The 19,672-nt window shown below is 54.8% G+C and carries 18 protein-coding genes and 1 pseudogene; 15 read left to right on the top strand and 4 right to left on the bottom strand.

Annotated features, from left to right (window positions below; genetic code table 11):
• Positions 1-3 precede the first annotated feature (3 nt).
• Positions 4-630, bottom strand: coding sequence for a class I SAM-dependent methyltransferase (locus ACMGGS_RS05355; RefSeq protein WP_414165318.1), 627 nt, complete (start codon positions 628-630; stop codon positions 4-6).
• 123 nt (positions 631-753) lie between these two features.
• On the opposite strand from ACMGGS_RS05355, the gene ACMGGS_RS05350 reads away from it, so the two are divergent.
• Positions 754-1,194: an Rrf2 family transcriptional regulator gene (locus tag ACMGGS_RS05350; protein WP_414165317.1), complete on the top strand. Its 441-nt coding sequence runs from the start codon at positions 754-756 to the stop codon at positions 1,192-1,194.
• Positions 1,195-1,210: 16 nt separating this feature from the next.
• Here ACMGGS_RS05350 and ppiC read toward each other — a convergent pair whose 3' ends face one another.
• Positions 1,211-1,492, bottom strand: a complete 282-nt coding sequence (gene ppiC / locus ACMGGS_RS05345) for a peptidylprolyl isomerase PpiC (RefSeq protein ID WP_024555327.1) — start codon at positions 1,490-1,492, stop codon at positions 1,211-1,213.
• An 83-nt stretch (positions 1,493-1,575) separates the two neighbouring features.
• Between ppiC and rep the strand changes: the two genes are divergently transcribed.
• Both rep and ACMGGS_RS05335 read left to right on the top strand, forming a co-directional pair.
• Positions 1,576-3,594, top strand: a complete 2,019-nt coding sequence (rep, locus tag ACMGGS_RS05340; RefSeq protein WP_414165316.1) for a DNA helicase Rep — start codon at positions 1,576-1,578, stop codon at positions 3,592-3,594.
• A 27-nt stretch (positions 3,595-3,621) separates the two neighbouring features.
• Positions 3,622-4,578, top strand: a complete 957-nt coding sequence (locus ACMGGS_RS05335; RefSeq protein WP_414165315.1) for a hypothetical protein — start codon at positions 3,622-3,624, stop codon at positions 4,576-4,578.
• Here the strand turns inward: ACMGGS_RS05335 and gppA are convergent.
• Complete coding sequence (gene gppA / locus ACMGGS_RS05330) at positions 4,567-6,063, bottom strand: guanosine-5'-triphosphate,3'-diphosphate diphosphatase (RefSeq protein WP_414165314.1); 1,497 nt, start codon at positions 6,061-6,063, stop codon at positions 4,567-4,569. The genes ACMGGS_RS05335 and gppA overlap by 12 nt on opposite strands.
• A gap of 5 nt (positions 6,064-6,068) precedes the next feature.
• Positions 6,069-7,334, bottom strand: a complete 1,266-nt coding sequence (rhlB, locus tag ACMGGS_RS05325) for an ATP-dependent RNA helicase RhlB (protein WP_414165313.1) — start codon at positions 7,332-7,334, stop codon at positions 6,069-6,071.
• 143 nt (positions 7,335-7,477) lie between these two features.
• Here rhlB and trxA point away from each other — a divergent pair, with 143 nt between their 5' ends.
• From trxA to wzyE, 12 genes and pseudogenes are all read left to right on the top strand, one after another.
• Positions 7,478-7,807, top strand: coding sequence for a thioredoxin TrxA (gene trxA, locus ACMGGS_RS05320; protein WP_049839509.1), 330 nt, complete (start codon positions 7,478-7,480; stop codon positions 7,805-7,807).
• A gap of 114 nt (positions 7,808-7,921) precedes the next feature.
• Positions 7,922-8,029: pseudogene (locus ACMGGS_RS05315) on the top strand (hypothetical protein); the annotation flags it as partial.
• Positions 8,030-8,115: 86 nt separating this feature from the next.
• A complete protein-coding gene (rho, locus tag ACMGGS_RS05310) occupies positions 8,116-9,375 on the top strand; it encodes a transcription termination factor Rho (RefSeq protein ID WP_049839510.1) in 1,260 nt (419 codons plus the stop codon).
• 218 nt (positions 9,376-9,593) lie between these two features.
• Entirely contained in the window at positions 9,594-10,697 is a 1,104-nt protein-coding gene (gene wecA / locus ACMGGS_RS05305) for a UDP-N-acetylglucosamine--undecaprenyl-phosphate N-acetylglucosaminephosphotransferase (RefSeq protein ID WP_414165312.1), read from the top strand.
• Between the two features lie 13 nt (positions 10,698-10,710).
• Positions 10,711-11,757 (top strand): ECA polysaccharide chain length modulation protein, encoded by a 1,047-nt coding sequence (gene wzzE, locus ACMGGS_RS05300; protein ID WP_414165311.1) that lies wholly within the window; start codon positions 10,711-10,713, stop codon positions 11,755-11,757.
• A gap of 57 nt (positions 11,758-11,814) precedes the next feature.
• Complete coding sequence (gene wecB, locus ACMGGS_RS05295; RefSeq protein WP_414165310.1) at positions 11,815-12,945, top strand: non-hydrolyzing UDP-N-acetylglucosamine 2-epimerase; 1,131 nt, start codon at positions 11,815-11,817, stop codon at positions 12,943-12,945.
• A complete protein-coding gene (wecC, locus tag ACMGGS_RS05290) occupies positions 12,942-14,204 on the top strand; it encodes a UDP-N-acetyl-D-mannosamine dehydrogenase (RefSeq protein WP_414165309.1) in 1,263 nt (420 codons plus the stop codon). Before wecB ends, wecC begins: the two co-directional genes overlap by 4 nt.
• Positions 14,204-14,875 (top strand): dTDP-4-amino-4,6-dideoxy-D-galactose acyltransferase, encoded by a 672-nt coding sequence (rffC, locus tag ACMGGS_RS05285; protein ID WP_414165308.1) that lies wholly within the window; start codon positions 14,204-14,206, stop codon positions 14,873-14,875. Before wecC ends, rffC begins: the two co-directional genes overlap by 1 nt.
• A 4-nt stretch (positions 14,876-14,879) precedes the next feature.
• Positions 14,880-16,010, top strand: coding sequence for a dTDP-4-amino-4,6-dideoxygalactose transaminase (gene rffA, locus ACMGGS_RS05280; protein WP_414165307.1), 1,131 nt, complete (start codon positions 14,880-14,882; stop codon positions 16,008-16,010).
• 1 nt (position 16,011) lies between these two features.
• Positions 16,012-17,262, top strand: a complete 1,251-nt coding sequence (gene wzxE, locus ACMGGS_RS05275; RefSeq protein ID WP_414165306.1) for a lipid III flippase WzxE — start codon at positions 16,012-16,014, stop codon at positions 17,260-17,262.
• Positions 17,259-18,326 carry a TDP-N-acetylfucosamine:lipid II N-acetylfucosaminyltransferase gene (locus ACMGGS_RS05270; protein WP_414165305.1) on the top strand — a complete coding sequence of 356 codons (1,068 nt, stop codon included), beginning with the start codon at positions 17,259-17,261 and terminating at the stop codon, positions 18,324-18,326. The genes wzxE and ACMGGS_RS05270 overlap by 4 nt, the downstream gene beginning before the upstream one ends.
• Positions 18,323-19,669, top strand: a complete 1,347-nt coding sequence (gene wzyE, locus ACMGGS_RS05265; protein WP_414165304.1) for an ECA oligosaccharide polymerase — start codon at positions 18,323-18,325, stop codon at positions 19,667-19,669. Before ACMGGS_RS05270 ends, wzyE begins: the two co-directional genes overlap by 4 nt.
• Positions 19,670-19,672 lie beyond the last annotated feature (3 nt).

The following is a 19,672-nucleotide window of genomic DNA, read 5'->3' as shown; positions in this document are numbered from 1 at the left end:
GGTTTATTTCTTCCGGCGTAATGCCACGACTGAATCCGAGACCTGACCTTCCTGTCCTTCTGGCCCTTTCATTATCCGCTTCACGTCGTCGCAAAAGAGGACTTCCCATCCTTCAGGCAGGGTACCCAGCTGTGCTAACGCCTCCTTCGCTGACTGGAAGGGGCGATCGGCGTGTTTTGACCACTCGGGTGCTTTGGCGTGAGAGGTGATCAGCAGCATGCCGCCAGGTAAGACATGATCGAGGGCGGTGCGAAAGATCGTAAAGCGATCGAAGGTCAGCGGTGACTCAAGAAACGAGGCGACGATCAGATCATAATGGCCCTGTGGAAAACGCTGGGTCAGATCGTGCCGCGCAAACGTTATACGCTCCAGAACGCCGGATCGCTCAGCATTGGCAGACGCATACTCCAGCGCTGTAGACGACAGATCGACCGCCGTCACCTCCCAGCCTTTTTTGGCTAACCAGACGGCATCATCTCCGCGCCCGCAGCCCAGCTCAAGGGCTTGGCCTGGCGTAAGCGGATCGGCGAAGCGCACCAGAATTTTACCCGGAATGCCACTGGAAACCGGCGACATTGCCGCGTAATGATCTTCCCAGAAAATCAGGGGTGATTGTTCACTCTCAGACATACTTTTCTCCTGTACGGCTAACTCATGTAATAAACAAAGTATCATAAGTTTATTCACCGTCAACAGGCGCTATAATCAGCATTTGGCTTGCGCCAGCTAAGTCTATGTAATACTGTAAGTTACATGAAAATAAATAATTCTTTCTCCGCAACGCTGCATATTCTGCTGCATCTTGAGCAGATGGACCGACCGCTCACCTCAGAGCAGATGGCCGCGTTTATCGATGGCAATCCGGCCTTTATCCGTAAGCTGCTGGCGGGGCTACGTGAGCGGCAAATTGTGACCTCCACTAAAGGCCATCATGGTGGCTGGACGCTGGCACGTCCGGCAGGCGACGTAACGCTGTACGATATCTATATCGCGCTCGGCTCTCCGACGCTGTTTGCGCTGGGCAACCGTAACGAGAATCCGCAGTGCCTGGTGGAAAAAGGGGTAAACCGGGTGATGTCAGAGACGTTCGCCGACGCTGAATCATTAATACTGGAACGTTTTAAGCGACTAACGCTGGCGGAAGTGGGGCGGGAGTTTATCGACTATTTCAACGATAAAGGGCAGGGCGAATAGCCTCTGCCCTTCTAAATTAGTTGCGGTACAGCACCTTGATGATGTGGTAACCGAACTGGGTATGCAGCGGGCCAGTAGGTTCCAGCACCGGGCAGGAGAACACGACTTTATCAAATGCTGGCACCATCTGACCCTGACGGAATTCACCTAAGTGACCGCCTTTTTTGCCTGACGGACAGGTAGAATGTTTTTTCGCCAGCTTTTCAAAATCGCCGCCGTTTTTAATCTGCTCCAGCAGATCTAAAGCCAGTTTCTCTTCCTTTACAAGGATATGCATTGCTGCCGCTGTTTTTGCCATGATTGTGCCTTGAGTCATAAAGATTTCAGTCGCTATACTACCACGCACTTTTTCTTCCCTCCCGACTTTCATTGAGTGACTCTATGCGTTTAAACCCCGGACAACAACAAGCCGTCGAATTTGTCACCGGACCTTGCCTGGTGCTGGCGGGTGCTGGCTCCGGTAAAACCCGCGTCATCACCAACAAAATCGCCCATCTGATCCGCGGCTGCGGCTATCAGGCACGGCACATCGCGGCGGTGACCTTTACCAATAAAGCGGCGCGCGAGATGAAAGAGCGCGTGGCGCAGACGCTGGGACGTAAAGAGGCGCGTGGGCTAATGATTTCCACCTTCCATACGTTAGGGCTGGAAGTGATCAAGCGCGAATACGCCGCGCTGGGGATGAAATCTAACTTTTCGTTATTCGACGATACCGACCAGGTCGCGCTGCTTAAGGAACTGAGTGAAGGGCTGATCGAAGACGACAAAGCGGTGCTGCAACAGCTGATCTCGACGATCTCCAACTGGAAAAACGATCTGCTGACCCCGGCACAGGCGGCCGCACAGGCGAAGGGTGAACGGGATCGGATCTTTGCCCACTGCTACGGCCTGTACGATGCGCATATGAAAGCCTGCAACGTGCTGGACTTTGACGACCTGATCCTGCTGCCGACGTTGCTGCTTCAGCGTAATGAAGAGGTACGTGAACGCTGGCAGAACAAAATCCGCTATCTGCTGGTGGATGAGTACCAGGATACCAACACCAGCCAGTATGAACTGGTCAAACTGCTGGTAGGAAACCGTGCACGTTTTACCGTGGTGGGCGATGACGATCAGTCGATCTACTCCTGGCGCGGTGCGCGTCCGCAAAACCTGGTCTTACTCAGTCAGGATTTCCCGGCATTACAGGTGGTTAAACTGGAGCAGAACTACCGTTCCTCCGGGCGCATTCTGAAGGCGGCGAATATACTGATCGCTAACAACCCGCACGTATTTGAAAAGCGTCTGTTTTCTGAACTGGGCTACGGTGCCGAGTTGAAAATACTCAGCGCTAACCATGAAGAGCATGAAGCCGAGCGTGTAACCGGTGAGCTGATTGCCCATCACTTTATTAACAAAACGCAGTATAAAGACTATGCGATTTTGTATCGCGGCAACCACCAGTCGCGGGTGTTCGAAAAGTTTCTGATGCAAAACCGCATCCCGTACAAAATCTCCGGCGGCACCTCGTTTTTCTCTCGTCCGGAAATTAAAGACCTGCTGGCTTATCTGCGCGTGTTGACCAATGCCAACGATGACAGCGCTTTTTTGCGCATTGTGAATACGCCAAAACGGGAGATCGGCCCGGCCACGCTGCAAAAGCTCGGAGAGTGGGCGAATAGCCGTAACAAAAGCCTGTTTAGCGCCAGTTTTGATATGGGTCTGACGCAGACGCTCAGCGGACGCGGCTATGTATCCCTGACCCGCTTTACGCACTGGCTGGGAGACGTTCAGCGTCTGGCCGAGCGCGAGCCGATTGCCGCCGTGCGCGATTTGATCCACGGGATAGATTACGAGTCCTGGCTGTTTGAAACCTCGCCCAGCCCGAAAGCGGCGGAAATGCGCATGAAAAACGTCAACCAGCTCTTCACCTGGATGACCGAAATGCTGGAAGGCAGCGAGATCGACGAGCCGATGACCCTGACCCAGGTGGTAACGCGTTTTACCCTGCGCGACATGATGGAGCGAGGAGAATCAGATGAAGAACTGGATCAGGTTCAACTGATGACGCTGCACGCCTCAAAAGGTCTGGAGTTCCCTTATGTCTTCCTGGTCGGCATGGAAGAGGGACTGTTGCCGCACCAGAGCAGCATTGATGAAGACAACGTGGATGAAGAGCGTCGCCTCGCCTATGTGGGGATCACCCGCGCGCAGAAAGAGTTGATCTTCACCCTGTGCAAAGAGCGTCGTCAATACGGCGAACTGGTGCGCCCCGAGCCGAGCCGCTTTCTGCTGGAACTGCCGCAGGACGATTTAGTCTGGGAACAGGAACGCAAAGTGGTGACGGCGGAAGAGCGAATGCAAAAAGGGCAGGCAAGTATCGCTAATATTCGGGCGATGATGGCCGCGGCAAAAAAATAATCTTGCTCAGGGAAGGAGAATGGCATCATGAAATTGAAGGCGCTTATTATTATCACCCTGCTGTATTCGGCAGCCGCCAATGCGCAGGATAAATGGGCGTATCTCGACTACTGTGCGGTGTCGATGAAAAACATGGTGGCCAGCAGCAATCAGTCGTTAATGGTGGCCGAACACGTCAGTCTTCAGGATTTGGACGTCGAAGCTGAAGCGCATGACGATAACGTGATGTTTCAGTTATTCGACAAGCGGAAAAAAAGCACGCCAGATTCCCCCGGTGCCGGGATGCTCGGTTGGCTGACATACCACCCTGCGAGCAATACCCTGACTGACGGCAATGACACCGCGCTCCGGTTCGACCAGCAGAAAGGTAAACGCTATCAACACTGTTTATCCCGCATGCAAAGGTGTGCTGACATTAATCAGCAATTAGCGCTGGAGGCCACCATTGCGTCTCCGCGCTATGTAGTTACGGGGACATCACGGGCCTGGTTTTATGCCGCCCCCGTGCCTCAGTGCCGTAGTGAATCTGTCTTTATTGTCCCTGGCGATAGTGTCTCCCGCATCGGATTTGTTATCGCGCGTGATGACAACACCCAACAACGCTATCAGGCTTTGCGCGGCAACGATCCGCACAATTACGTACTGGCGGGATTCAACACTGTTCATGGATGGGTAGAAGCCGATAATCTTGCGAGTGTGGATGAGGTTTGTGACGATGCCCGCAAAAAAGCGGGTATAACCACACCCGCTGAGGATGATTTCATCACCCGAACAGTCGCCAACAAGCGCCAGCGCTTATACTTCTACGATGCGCCCAATAAAGCGTGCCTGCGCGAAGAGAACGCGTTTGTCGTGGATGGCGATCGTGTACAGATGCTGAATAAGCCCGCCTTTGCCGGGTATCGGTTTATCCGATATACCCATCCGACAAGCCAGAAAGTGACCGAAGGATGGGTCTCATCCGAAGGACTGTCACTGCCCTGAAGACAATACTTCCAGCGGCCAGTGAACATAACTTTGCCACTGGCTTTCCTGCTCGATCAGCTCCGTGCCAAGCGGGTGATGGCTTAGCCAGCCCGCAGGAAGGATCAGCGTCAGCTTTTCATCCGTGGCATCGAGGGTAATATCCGGCACCAAATCGTCGCGACGGCGGCTGGCGAACAGGATGGCCAGACGCAGTAAGCGGCAAAGATGCTCAGCGACCCGTGGCGGGACCGCATTTTGCTGATGCAGCGAGGAAAGATCGACGGCGTTGGTCTGATTCAGCAACAGCGTGGCCAGCAGCTTTTTCTGTGCTGGCGTAAAACCGGGGAGATCGAGGTTTTTAACCAGGTAAGCGGCGTGTTGCGGCGCAGATTTAAAATCCACGCTCAGGCCGATTTCATGCAATAAGCAGGCATTTACCAGCAGTTCGCGGCTAATTAGCTCCAGATCCCATGTTTTTTCCAGCTGACTCGCAAAACGTGATGCCAGTTTCGCTACCCGCTGTGCCTGGTCGGTATCGACCATAAAACGACGCTGAATATTACGCATCGTGCGGCTACGGATATCTTCCTCTACGGTGAGATGCAGCATCCCGTAGACCAGCCCTTCGCGCAGTGCGCCGCCAGCCAGGGTCATACACTGAATATTCAGTTCGGTGAAGATGGCAATCAGAATGGCAAGGCCGCTGGGGAAAACCAGCGCGCGCTCCAGCGTCAGACCTTCAATCTCTAACTCTTCGAGACGACCGCACTGGATAGCCCGCTGTTTAAGCTGCTCAAGTTTAGCGAGGGTGATGCGTTCATCCATCCCCTGCGCCATCATGATTTCCTGCAACGCCTGCACCGTACCCGAGGCTCCCACGCAGATTTTCCAGCCGTGATAGCGTAGCTCATCGGCGATCGGACGCAGCACCTCGCGGGCGGCGTTCTCCGCTTCCTCAAAGTTACTCTTACCCAGATTACGGCTGGAGAAATAGCGTTCAAGCCAGGTCACGCAGCCCATGGAAAGACTGAATAACGACGTGGTTTGTGCCCCCGTGCCGGTGACCAGTTCGGTACTGGCACCGCCGATATCGACCACCAGACGCTGATCGGCACCGCCGGTAGTATGGGCAACGCCCTGATAAATCAGACGTGCTTCTTCTTCGCCCTTAATCACCTGCACCGGACAACCAAGAATTTCCTGCGCACGGGCAATAAACTCGCCCGCATTAACCGCAAGACGCAGCGTTGCCGTGGCGACGACGCGAATTTGCGACTGGGGGATGTCCTGCAGGCGCTCGGCAAACAGGCGCAGGCACTGCCAGCCGCGCTCCATCGCGTCAGGAGAGAGCACGTTATTACTGCTCAGACCCGCAGCCAGCCTGACTTTGCGCTTGATACGGGCGACGGTCTGGATGCTTCCCGCCACCTCGCGCACGACCAGCATATGAAAGCTATTCGATCCCAGATCGATGGCGGCATAGAGCGAAGCGGCAGACGGCATTCTCGTTAACCCGGACGACGACGGTTACGCGGAGCGCCGGTACGACGCGGTCCGTTGCCAGGACGCGGGCGCGTCAGGCGCAGCGGTCTCGGCAGATCGGTCATTAATGCATCCGGATTGTATTTGCTCACCGGAATGGAATGCCCAATGTAGGTTTCAATCGCTGGCACGTTCAGCGCGTACTCTTCACAGGCCAGGCTGATAGAGTGACCGCTTGCGCCTGCGCGACCAGTACGACCAATGCGGTGTACGTAGTCTTCACAATCGTCCGGCATGTCATAGTTGAAGACGTGCGTAACGGCGGGAATGTGCAGGCCGCGTGCAGCAACGTCAGTTGCCACCAGAATATCGAGATCGCCACGGGTGAATTCATCAAGAATACGCAGGCGTTTTTTCTGTGCCACATCACCGGTCAGCAGGCCAACGCGATGTCCGTCGGCCGCAAGATGGCCCCAGATATCTTCACAGCGATGTTTGGTGTTGGCAAAAACGATCGCGCGATCCGGCCACTCTTCTTCAATGAGCGTTTGCAGCAGGCGCATTTTTTCGTCGTTGGACGGGTAGAATAGCTCTTCTTTAATACGGTGGCCGGTTTTTTGTTCCGGTTCGACCTCAACGTATTCAGCGTTGTTCATCTGCTCAAACGCCAGTTCGCGTACGCGATAAGACAGAGTGGCGGAGAACAGCATATTCAGGCGCTGGTTGGTGGCCGGCATACGGCGGAACAGCCAACGGATATCTTTAATAAAGCCCAGATCGTACATACGATCGGCTTCGTCCAGCACAACGACCTGAATCGCGCCCAGGTTAATATGGTTTTGTTTGGCGTAGTCGATCAGGCGACCGGTGGTGCCGATCAGAATATCAACGCCGCTTTCCAGCACTTTAAGCTGTTTGTCATAGCCGTCGCCGCCGTAAGCCAGCCCTAATTTCAGGCCGGTTGTTTGCGCCAGCGGCTCTGCATCAGCATGGATCTGCACCGCCAGTTCGCGGGTCGGAGCCATAATTAATGCGCGCGGTTGGTTCACCTGACGACCGTCGATCGCCGGATGAGAAAGGAGATAATGAAACGTTGACGTCAGAAACGCCATCGTTTTCCCGGTACCGGTTTGCGCCTGCCCTGCAACATCACGACCTGCCAGCGTAAGCGGGAGGGCGAGTGCCTGAATGGGCGTGCAGTTATGAAACCCTTTAGTTTCAAGGGCTTCAATCACCTTAGGGTGCAGGGCGAAGTCGGAAAACTTCTGTTCTGTTAAATGTGTTTTGCTCATAGTGTGGTAGAATATCAGCTTACTATTGCTTTACGAAAGCGTATCCGGTGAAATAAAGTCAACCTTTAGTTGGTTAATGCAACATCAACAGTTGTTGTTTAATGCTACACCAACATGCCAGGCTTATTCCTGTGGAGTTAAATATGAGCGATAAAATTATTCACCTGACTGACGACAGTTTTGACACGGATGTACTCAAAGCAGAAGGATTGGTTCTCGTTGATTTCTGGGCAGAGTGGTGCGGTCCGTGTAAAATGATCGCTCCGATTCTGGATGAAATCGCTGATGAATATCAGGGCAAACTGACGATTGCCAAGCTGAACATCGACCAGAACCCGGGCACTGCGCCGAAATACGGCATCCGCGGTATCCCGACGCTGCTGCTGTTCAAAAACGGTGAAGTGGCGGCGACCAAAGTGGGCGCGCTGTCTAAAGGCCAGTTGAAAGAGTTCCTTGACGCTAACTTAGCGTAAGGCGTTTCTTTTCGCGGCGTCCGTTATCCTTAAATTAACAGGATCTCTGGACGCCCGGCCTGAGTCGTGCTAAGTTAGTTTTGACTTCGTTTTAAACATATCTTGTTTTACCCGCTGCTTCTCGTAAGAAGCAGAAAGATTCCGGGCTTGTCGCTCAATCCGTCTTGTCGTTTCAGTTCTGCGTACTCTCCTGTGACCAGACAGCGAACAGACATGAGCCGATGGCCGTTAACAGGCATGGATGACCCTGCCATACCATTCACACATTAAGTTCGAGATTTACCCCGAGTTTAAGAACCCACACCACTATGAATCTTACCGAATTAAAGAATACGCCGGTTTCTGAGCTGATTACTCTCGGCGAAAATATGGGACTGGAAAACCAGGCTCGCATGCGCAAGCAGGACATCATTTTTGCCATCCTGAAGCAGCATGCTAAGAGTGGCGAAGATATCTTCGGTGACGGTGTACTGGAGATATTGCAGGACGGATTTGGTTTCCTCCGCTCCGCAGACAGCTCCTACCTCGCCGGTCCTGATGACATCTACGTTTCCCCTAGCCAAATCCGCCGTTTCAACCTCCGCACTGGTGATACCATCTCTGGTAAGATTCGCCCGCCGAAAGAAGGCGAACGTTACTTTGCGCTGTTGAAAGTCAATGAAGTTAACTACGACAAACCAGAAAACGCGCGTAATAAGATCCTCTTTGAGAACTTAACGCCGCTGCACGCGAACTCTCGCCTGCGTATGGAACGTGGTAACGGTTCTACCGAAGACTTAACGGCTCGTGTACTGGATCTGGCCTCACCGATCGGTCGCGGTCAGCGTGGTCTGATTGTTGCGCCGCCGAAAGCCGGTAAAACCATGCTGCTGCAAAATATCGCGCAGAGCATCGCATATAACCATCCTGACTGCGTGCTGATGGTGCTGCTGATTGACGAACGTCCGGAAGAAGTAACCGAGATGCAGCGTCTGGTGAAAGGTGAAGTTGTGGCTTCTACCTTTGACGAACCGGCATCCCGCCACGTTCAGGTCGCAGAAATGGTGATCGAAAAGGCCAAGCGCCTGGTTGAGCATAAGAAAGACGTGATCATTCTGCTCGACTCCATCACCCGTCTGGCGCGTGCCTATAACACCGTGGTACCAGCATCAGGTAAAGTCCTGACCGGTGGTGTGGACGCTAACGCCCTGCACCGTCCGAAGCGCTTCTTCGGCGCGGCGCGTAACGTGGAAGAGGGCGGCAGCCTGACCATCATCGCAACGGCGCTGGTCGATACCGGCTCTAAAATGGATGAGGTCATCTACGAAGAGTTTAAAGGCACCGGTAACATGGAACTGCATCTGGCCCGTAAGATTGCTGAAAAACGCGTCTTCCCGGCTATCGATTACAACCGTTCCGGTACCCGTAAAGAAGAGCTGCTCACCACTCAGGAAGAGCTGCAGAAAATGTGGATCCTGCGCAAAATCATTCACCCGATGGGCGAAATTGACGCGATGGAATTCCTCATTAATAAACTGGCAATGACGAAAACCAACGATGATTTCTTCGATATGATGAAACGTTCGTAAGTAAAGATTTGTCAAAAAAACGCCACGCTTTTGCGTGGCGTTTTTGTTTTCCGTTGCCTACGCTTTAGTTAACAATATTAAAAGGGCAAGGAGCCTGCAGAAGTTGCTGTCTGACTGAAATTTGTCAGATTTTCCTGAAGTCAGATCAGAGTTTTCCTTCTGGATAGGTTGCTTCGTGGTTATACTTCTGACACAACAATTACTTGAGAGTGTGAATTGTGAATTTACTGGCTGCAGCCGCTGATCTGATCAGTATATTTCTGTTCACTACCTTATTTCTTTTTTTTGCGCGTAAGGTAGCTATAAGAGTCGGGTTGGTTGATAAACCTAACTTCCGCAAGCGGCATCAGGGCCTGATCCCCCTAGTGGGCGGCATCTCTGTTTTTGCTGGTATCTGTTTCACTTTCGAAATCATTAACTACTATATTCCGCATGCCTCGCTTTATCTGATATGTGCTGGCGTACTGGTTTTTGTCGGTGCGCTGGACGACAGATTCGATATCAGCGTTAAATTCCGCGCCACGGTGCAGGCCATCGTCGGTATCGTAATGATAAGCGTCGCTAACCTACATCTCAGTAGCCTGGGCTATATCTTCGGCCCGTGGGAACTGGTTCTCGGCCCCTTTGGTTTTCTTCTTACGCTATTTGCCGTCTGGGCGGCGATTAATGCCTTCAATATGGTTGATGGCATCGACGGGCTGCTGGGCGGGTTATCCAGCGTCTCGTTTGGGGCGATTGGCCTGATCCTGTTATTTGACGGACAAACCAGCCTGGCAATGTGGTGCTTCGCCATGATCGCCGCCATTCTGCCCTACATCCTGCTGAATCTGGGGGCGCTGGGCCGCCGTTATAAAGTCTTTATGGGCGATGCAGGAAGTACGCTGATTGGCTTTACGGTGATCTGGATACTGCTGGAAACCACCCAGGGTAAAACGCATCCTATCAGCCCGGTGACCGCGCTGTGGATTATCGCTATTCCTCTGATGGATATGGTGGCGATTATGTACCGCCGCCTGCGTAAAGGGATGAGTCCCTTCTCACCTGACCGTCAGCACATCCACCATCTTATTATGCGTGCCGGTTTTACTTCTCGTCAGGCTTTTGTTCTTATTACGCTTGCCGCTGCGCTGCTGGCCGCCATAGGGGTGATTGCTGAAGCGACGCATATTGTTCCAGAATGGGTCATGCTGATACTCTTTTTGGTAGCCTTCTTCCTGTATGGCTACTGCATCAAGCGGGCCTGGAAAGTGGCGCGCTTTATTAAACGCATGAAGCGTAGAGCGCGTCGGCTTGGTAGTAGTAATCCAAAATTAACCAAATAAATCTGAGGAAGAGATGACTCAACCATTACCAGGAGCACAGTCAGTGAGCGCTGAGAATGAACTGGATATTCGCGGTCTGTTTCGTACTTTGTGGGCAGGAAAGCTTTGGATAGTGGGAATGGCGCTGCTGTTTGCTCTGGTTGCTCTGCTTTACACTTTCTTTGCGCGCCAGGAATGGGGCGCGACGGCAATTACTGACCGGCCTACCGTGAATATGCTGGGCGGCTTCTATTCTCAGCAGCAGTTTTTACGCAATCTCGACGCCAGGGCAAATCAGGTGCCGGTTGAGCAGCCATCGGTAATGGACGACTCCTACAAAGAGTTCATTGTGCAATTGGCTTCCTGGGATACTCGCCGGGATTTCTGGTCACAAACTGACTATTACAAACAGCGGATGGTCGGCAACTCCAGAGCTGACGCGGCGCTGCTGGACGATCTGATTAACGATATTCAGTTCACACCGGGCGATGCGCTTAAAAGCATCAGCGATAGCGTTAAACTGACGGCGGAAACCGCGCAGGACGCCAATAACTTGCTGCGTCAGTATGTGGCCTTCGCCAGCCAGCGCGCAGCGGGTCATCTGAACGATGAACTGAAAGGGGCCTGGTCTGCGCGTACTATCCAGATGAAAGCGCAGGTGAAACGCCAGGAAGCGGTGGCAAAAGCGATTTACGATCGCCGGGTAAAAAACATCGAGCAGGCGTTAACCGTCGCCCAGCAGCATAATATTTCCCGCAGTGAAACCGATGTGCCGGCAGATGAATTACCCGATTCTGAACTGTTCTTGCTGGGACGCCCAATGCTTCAGGCCAGGCTGGAAAATTTACAGTCCGTAGGACCGGAATTTGATCTGGATTACGATCAGAACCGGGCAATGCTGACGACGCTGAATGTTGGCCCCATACTGGATCCGCGTTTTCAGACCTATCGGTATTTGCGTACGCCGGAAGAACCTGTAAAACGTGACAGCCCTCGCCGCGCCTTCCTGATGATCATGTGGGGCATTGTGGGTGCGTTAATAGGCTCCGGGGTTGCATTAGTGCGCCGCCGTGTTCGCTAAACGCCGCATCTGTAATGAAGGCCGCTGGCCTTCATTATCCAATCGAAGAGAATCGATGTGAAAGTACTGACTGTATTCGGCACTCGGCCAGAAGCCATTAAGATGGCACCTCTGGTTCATGCGCTGGCAAAGGATCCTCATTTTGAGGCGAAAGTATGCGTCACTGCGCAGCATCGGGAGATGCTTGATCAGGTGCTGCACCTTTTTTCTATTGTCCCGGATTACGATCTCAACATCATGAGTCCGGGCCAGGGGCTGACCGAAATTACCTGCCGTATTTTGCAGGGTCTGAAACCTATTCTTGAGTCTTTTAAACCAGACGTGGTGCTGGTTCATGGCGACACTACTACGACGATTGCCACCAGTCTGGCGGCGTTTTATCAGCGTATTCCGGTGGGGCACGTTGAGGCGGGACTGCGTACCGGCGATCTCAATTCTCCTTGGCCGGAAGAAGGCAACCGGATGCTAACCGGCCGCCTGGCCACATGGCACTTTGCGCCGACGGAAAATTCACGCCAGAATCTGCGCGATGAAAATACCCTCGATGAACAGATTTTCGTGACCGGCAACACCGTGATTGACGCGCTGTTCTGGGTACGTGACCGGGTGATGGCGGATGAAGCGCTGCGCGCTGAACTGACCGCGCGTTACCCGTTTCTCAGCAATGGCAAAAAGATGATTCTGGTCACCGGCCATCGTCGCGAAAGCTTCGGCGAAGGCTTTGAGCAAATCTGTCACGCGCTGGCAGACATCGCCGCACAAAATCGCGACGTACAGATTGTCTATCCGGTTCACCTGAACCCCAACGTCAGCGAGCCGGTAAATCGCATTCTTGGGCACGTCGATAACGTGATCCTGATTGAGCCGCAGGACTACCTGCCGTTCGTCTGGTTGATGAATCACGCATGGCTGATCCTGACCGATTCCGGCGGTATTCAGGAAGAAGCGCCCTCACTGGGTAAACCGGTACTGGTGATGCGTGACACTACCGAGCGTCCCGAAGCCGTTGAGGCAGGTACGGTGCGTCTGGTGGGCACGGATCGCGAAGATATTGTTAAGCAGGTCACGCGCCTGCTGTATGACGACGATGAGTATCAGGCGATGAGCCGCGCCCATAATCCTTACGGTGACGGCAAAGCGTGTGAACGCATTCTGGATGCACTGAAAAACAATCAGGTAACGCTATGAGTTTTAATACCATTTCCGTTATTGGCCTCGGCTACATTGGCCTCCCTACTGCCGCCGCTTTCGCTTCCCGACAGAAGCAGGTGGTCGGTGTGGATATTAATCAGCACGCGGTAGATACCATTAATCGCGGGCAAATCCACATCGTCGAGCCGGATCTCGATAAGGTCGTCAAAGCCGCCGTCGAGGGCGGTTACCTGCGTGCCAGCACGACGCCGGTCGAAGCGGATGCCTGGCTGATTGCGGTGCCAACGCCATTTAAAGGCGATCACGAGCCGGACATGGTCTACGTCGAGGCGGCGGCAAAATCCATCGCTCCGGTGTTGAAAAAAGGCGCGCTGGTGATCCTCGAATCCACCTCGCCGGTGGGTGCCACCGAACAAATGGCTCAGTGGCTGGCGGAAATGCGCCCTGACCTGAGCTTCCCGCAGCAGGCGGGCGAACAGGCGGATGTCAACATCGCCTACTGCCCGGAGCGTGTTTTGCCCGGTCAGGTAATGGTTGAACTGATTAAAAATGACCGCGTAATCGGCGGCATGACGCCGGTGTGCTCGGCGCGCGCCAGTGAGCTGTATAAGATCTTCCTTGAAGGCGAGTGCGTGGTGACTAACTCGCGCACCGCGGAAATGTGTAAGCTAACGGAAAACAGCTTCCGCGACGTCAACATCGCCTTTGCGAACGAGCTTTCCCTTATCTGTGCCGATCAGGGGATTAACGTCTGGGAATTGATCCGTCTGGCGAACCGTCATCCGCGAGTCAACATTCTCCAGCCCGGTCCGGGCGTGGGCGGCCACTGTATCGCGGTTGACCCGTGGTTTATCGTGGCGCAAAACCCCGACCAGGCACGCCTCATCCGCACTGCGCGTGAAGTGAACGACTATAAGCCACACTGGGTGATTAACCAGGTGAAAGCAGCCGTTGCCGACTGCCTGACCGCCAGCGGCAAGCGGGCCAGCGAGATTAAAATTGCCTGCTTCGGTCTGGCCTTTAAGCCGAACATCGACGATCTACGTGAAAGCCCGGCGATGGAAATCGCCAAACTGATCGCCGACTGGCACAGCGGTGAAACGCTGGTGGTAGAACCGAATATTCATGAGCTGCCGAAAAAACTGGCCGGTTACTGTACGCTGGTGGATACGCAGCAGGCGCTGAACGACGCCGATGTGCTGGTGATGCTGGTCGATCACAATGAATTTAAAGCGATTAGCGGTGACAGCCTGACCCAGCAATATGTAGTCGATACCAAAGGGGTCTGGCACTGATGCTTTGCGCCCGCGTGGAGCCGCTCGACTGGGAAAGCCAGTTCTTTGGTCTGAAAAGCGCCATTGTGCGCCTTGACGACAGCGCGGCGGAATTGACCACCGGAGCACTCTCCGGCTGGGCACGGGTGCAGGCAAAAATTCCGACAGACCGCTCAGACTGGCTGGATGCGCTGCAACAATTAGGTTTTCGGGTGGTGGAAGGCGAGGTCGATCTGGCGCTTACGGTGAGACCTGGAGCCTCTGTAGCCGCTGAAGTGGCGACAGAGGCGGATATCCCGGCGCTGTGTGACATGGCGGCGCAGGACTTCGCGCTGAGCCGTTTTCGTGCGCCGTGGTATCCGCCGCAGGACAGCGGACGTTTTTATGCCCGGTGGATAGAAAATGCGGTGCGCGGCACCTTTGATCACCAGTGCCTGCTATTACGGGCAGAAAGCGGCGACATTCGCGGTTATGTCTCGCTGCGTGAACTTAATGAAACCGATGCGCGTATCGGCCTGCTGGCAGGACGTGGTGCGGGTGCAGAACTGATGCAGGCGGCGCTGAACTGGGCGCAGGCTCGCGGCAAAAAAACAGTGCGGGTGGCGACCCAGATGGGCAACACCGCCGCGCTTAAACGTTACATTCAGAGCGGCGCGAACGTAGAAAGCACCGCATTCTGGCTATACAGGTGACAAGATGATCCCATTTAATGCGCCTCCCGTGGTGGGAACCGAAATCGATTATATGCAATCGGCAATGGGCAGCGGCAAGCTCTGCGGCGACGGCGGCTATACCCGCCGCTGTCAGCAGTGGATGGAGCAGCGTTTTGGCAGCGCAAAAGTGCTACTGACGCCGTCCTGCACCGCGTCGCTGGAGATGGCGGCACTGCTGCTGGACATCGGCCCGGGCGATGAAGTTATCATGCCGAGTTATACCTTTGTCTCCACCGCCAACGCTTTCGTGCTGCGCGGCGCGAAAATTATTTTCGTCGATATCCGTCCGGATACCATGAACATCGACGAAACGCTGATTGAAGCGGTCATCACCGATAAAACCCGTGCGATTGTCCCGGTGCATTACGCGGGCGTGGCCTGCGAGATGGACACCATCATGGCGATCGCTAAAAAGCACGACCTGTTTGTAGTCGAAGATGCCGCGCAGGGCGTGATGTCTACCTACAAAGGCCGCGCGCTGGGCACTATCGGCCATATCGGCTGCTTTAGCTTTCACGAAACGAAAAACTATACCGCCGGCGGCGAAGGCGGCGCGACGCTGATTAACGACCGCAAGCTAATCGAGCGGGCGGAAATCATTCGCGAGAAAGGTACCAACCGCAGCCAGTTCTTCCGTGGTCAGGTGGATAAATACACCTGGCGCGATATCGGCTCCAGCTATCTGATGGCCGATTTGCAGGCGGCCTACCTGTGGGCGCAGCTGGAAGCGGCGGATCGCATCAATCAGCAGCGTCTGGCGCTGTGGCAGACCTATTACGACGCGCTGTCGCCGCTGGCGAAAGCCGGGCGTATTGAGCTGCCGTCCTGCCCGTCAGACTGCGCTCATAACGCGCATATGTTCTATATCAAGCTGCGCGATATGGAAGATCGCAGCCGCCTGATTGCGTGGCTGAAAGAAGCGGAAATCCTCGCGGTATTCCACTACATCCCGCTGCATGATTGTCCTGCAGGCGAGAAATTCGGCGAGTTTTTTGGTGAGAATCGTTATACCACGCGTGAAAGTGAGCGTTTGCTTCGCCTGCCGCTGTTCTTCAACCTGGCTCCTGTAAATCAGCGCACGGTGATCAACTCGTTATTAAGTTACTTCGCCTGAGATGTCGCTGGCGAAGGCTTCAGTGTGGACTGCCGCGTCCACGCTGGTGAAAATCGGCGCGGGATTGCTGGTGGTCAAACTGCTGGCGGTCTCCTACGGCCCGTCAGGCGTGGGTCAGGCGGGTAACTTCCGCCAGTTAGTGACCGTCCTCGGCGTGCTCGCCGGGGCAGGCATTTTTAACGGTGTGACCAAATTCGTCGCCCAGGCGCATGACGATCCGGCGCAGTTGCGCACGGTGGTCGGCACCTCGTCGGCGATGGTGCTGGGCTTCTCCACGCTGCTGGCGCTGATCTTTCTACTGGCCGCTGCGCCCATCAGCCAGGGGCTGTTCGGGCATACCCATTATCAGGGGTTGGTGCGCCTGGTCGCGCTGGTGCAGATGGGCATTGCCTGGGCCAACCTGCTGCTGGCGTTTATTAAAGGATTTCGCGATGCGGCGGGCAATGCGCTGGCGCTGATTGCGGGCAGTATTATCGGTGTCGTGGCCTATTATGGCTGTTATCGTTTCGGCGGCTACGAAGGCGCGCTGCTGGGGCTGGCGCTGGTGCCTGCGCTGGTAGCGATCCCGGCGGCGCTGGTGCTGATAAAACGCCGTACCATTCCGCTGCGCTATCTCAAGCCGCAGTGGGACAAATGGCTGGCGGGGCAGTTAGGCAAGTTTACCCTGATGGCGCTGATCACCTCGGTGACGCTGCCGGTGGCCTATGTGATGATGCGAAACCTGCTGGCGGCGCATTATAGCTGGGACGATGTAGGGATCTGGCAGGGCGTGAGCAGCATCTCTGATGCCTACCTGCAATTCATCACCGCCTCGTTTAGCGTTTACCTGCTGCCGACGCTCTCCAGGCTGACGACGAAGCAGGAGATTAGCCGGGAGATTGTCCGATCGCTGACGTTCGTGCTGCCCGCGGTGGCGGCGGCCAGTTTTACCGTCTGGCTGCTGCGTGATTTCGCCATCTGGCTGCTGTTTTCGACAAAGTTTGCGGCGATGCGCGATCTCTTTGCCTGGCAACTGGTCGGCGACGTACTGAAAGTGGGTGCTTACGTCTATGGCTATCTGGTGATCGCCAAAGCCTCACTGCGATTCTATATCCTGGCCGAAATCAGCCAGTTTATTTTGCTGATGGCCTTTTCGCATTGGTTGATCCCTGCGCATGGCGCGCTGGGGGCAGCCCAGGCGTATATGGCGACGTATATTATTTATTTCACGCTCTGTAGCGGCGTATTTTTACTTTGGCGTAGACGGGCATGACAGCACTGATACATGTACTGGGATCGGACGTCCCACATCACAACCAGACCGTCCTGCGGTTCTTCAATGATGAACTTGCCGCCACGGGCGAGCACGCGCGCGAGTTTATGGTCGTGGGAAGCGGCGCGGTGTTTCCGGCGCTGTCATTGACCTTTTACCCGGATAAAAAAACGCTGGCGCAGGCCGTGATCGCCAGGGCGAAAGCCGACCGGACGCAGCGCTTTTTCTTCCACGGCCAGTTTAACACCGGTCTGTGGCTGGCGCTGCTGAGTGGTGGCATCAAGCCGCAACAGGTGAGCTGGCATATCTGGGGGGCGGATCTGTATGAGATCTCGCACGGGCTAAAATTCCGCCTGTTCTATCCGCTGCGTCGTCTGGCACAGGGCCGGGTAGGCTGCGTTTTCGCCACGCGCGGCGACCTGAGCTATTTCGCCGAACGTCATCCAGAGGTGCGTGGCGAGCTGCTTTACTTCCCGACCCGGATGGAGCCTTCACTTAATACCATGGCAGACACCCTTCACCGTGACGGCAAGCTGACGGTCTTAATTGGCAATTCCGGCGATCGCAGTAACGAGCACGTTGCCGCGTTAAAAGCCGTGCATCAGCAATTTGGCGACACGGTGAACGCGATTGTGCCTATGGGCTATCCGCCCAATAATGAGGCGTATATTGCCGAAGTACGTCAGGCCGGGCTGGCGTTGTTCAGCGAGGAGAATCTGCAGATCCTCAGCGAGAAGCTGGAGTTTGATGACTATCTGGCATTGCTGAAGCGCTGTGACCTGGGCTACTTTATCTTTGCCCGCCAGCAGGGAATTGGCACGCTATGTTTGCTGATCCAGGCGGGCGTGCCCTGCGTACTGAACCGGGAAAATCCGTTCTGGCAGGATATGACGGAGCAGCATATTCCGGTGCTGTTTACCACCGACACGCTGAATGAAGCCGTCGTCCGGGAAGCTCAGCGCCAGTTGGCCTTAGTTGATAAAAACAGCATCACGTTCTTCCGGCCCAACTACCTGAAGCCGTGGCACCGGGCGCTGCGAATTGCGGCAGGAGAAGAAGCATGAGTCAGATGCAGTTCTGCGGCCTGCTGGTGGTCTGGCTGCTCTCTACGCTGTTTATCGCCACGCTGACGTACTTCGAGTTTCGGCGGGTGCGCTTTAACTTTAACGTTTTCTTTTCGCTGCTGTTTTTGCTGACTTTTTTCTTTGGCTTTCCGTTGACCTGCATTCTGGTGTTTCGTTTCGACGTTGGCGTGGCGCCTCCGGAAATCCTGCTCCAGGCGCTGCTGGCTGCGGCCTGCTTCTATGCGGTCTACTATGTGACGTACAAAACGCGGTTGCGCTCTGCCGAACGCCTGACGCCACGGCGACCGCTGTTCACCATGAACCGGGTCGAGACGCACCTGACCTGGATCCTGCTGATGGGCATTGCGCTGCTGAGTGTTGGCATTTTCTTTATGCATAACGGTTTCCTGCTGTTCAGGCTGCACTCCTACAGCGAAATCTTCTCCAGCGAAGTGTCCGGCGTGGCCCTGAAGCGCTTCTTCTACTTCTTTATTCCGGCGATGCTGGTGCTCTATTTCCTGCGTCAGGATGCTCAGGCGTGGCTGTTTTTCCTCGTCAGCACCGTGGCCTTCGGCATGCTGACCTATATGATCGTCGGTGGGACGCGTGCCAATATCATCATCGCCTTTGCCATTTTCCTGTTCATCGGGATTATTCGCGGCTGGATTTCGCTGTGGATGCTGGCGGCAGCGGGGGCGTTTGGCATTGTCGGCATGTTCTGGCTGGCGCTCAAGCGCTACGGGCTGAACGTCAGCGGCGACGAGGCGTTTTATACCTTCCTGTATCTGACGCGCGATACGTTCTCGCCGTGGGAAAACCTGGCGCTGCTGCTGCAAAACTACGACAAGATCGAGTTTCAGGGGCTGGCGCCAATCGTGCGCGACTTCTATGTGTTTATCCCCACCTGGCTGTGGCCGGACCGTCCGGGGATTGTGCTGAATACGGCCAACTATTTTACCTGGGAAGTGCTTAACAACCATTCCGGACTGGCGATCTCGCCGACGCTGATTGGCTCGCTGGTGGTGATGGGCGGAGCCTGGTTTATTCCGCTCGGCGCGGTTACCGTGGGGCTAATAATCAAATGGTTCGACTGGCTTTATACCCTGGGCATCCGGGAGACGAATCGCTATAAATCGGCGATCCTGCACAGTTTCTGTTTTGGCGCAATCTTCAATATGATCGTACTGGCGCGTGAAGGGCTGGACTCATTCGTTTCGCGCGTGGTCTTTTTCCTGGCAATTTTCGGCCTCTGTTTGCTGGCGGCCAAACTGTTGTACTGGCTGTTTGAAAGCGCGGGCCTGATCCGCAGACGTTTCCGGCCGCTGCCGCAACCTCAAGTCTGATAA

It is taken from the genome of Superficieibacter sp. BNK-5 (genome assembly GCF_047456055.1).
In the GTDB taxonomy this organism is placed as follows: Bacteria; Pseudomonadota; Gammaproteobacteria; order Enterobacterales; family Enterobacteriaceae; genus Superficieibacter.
The sequence above is the reverse complement of the archived record's forward strand: the minus strand, read 5'-3'. Positions and strand labels throughout refer to the sequence as shown.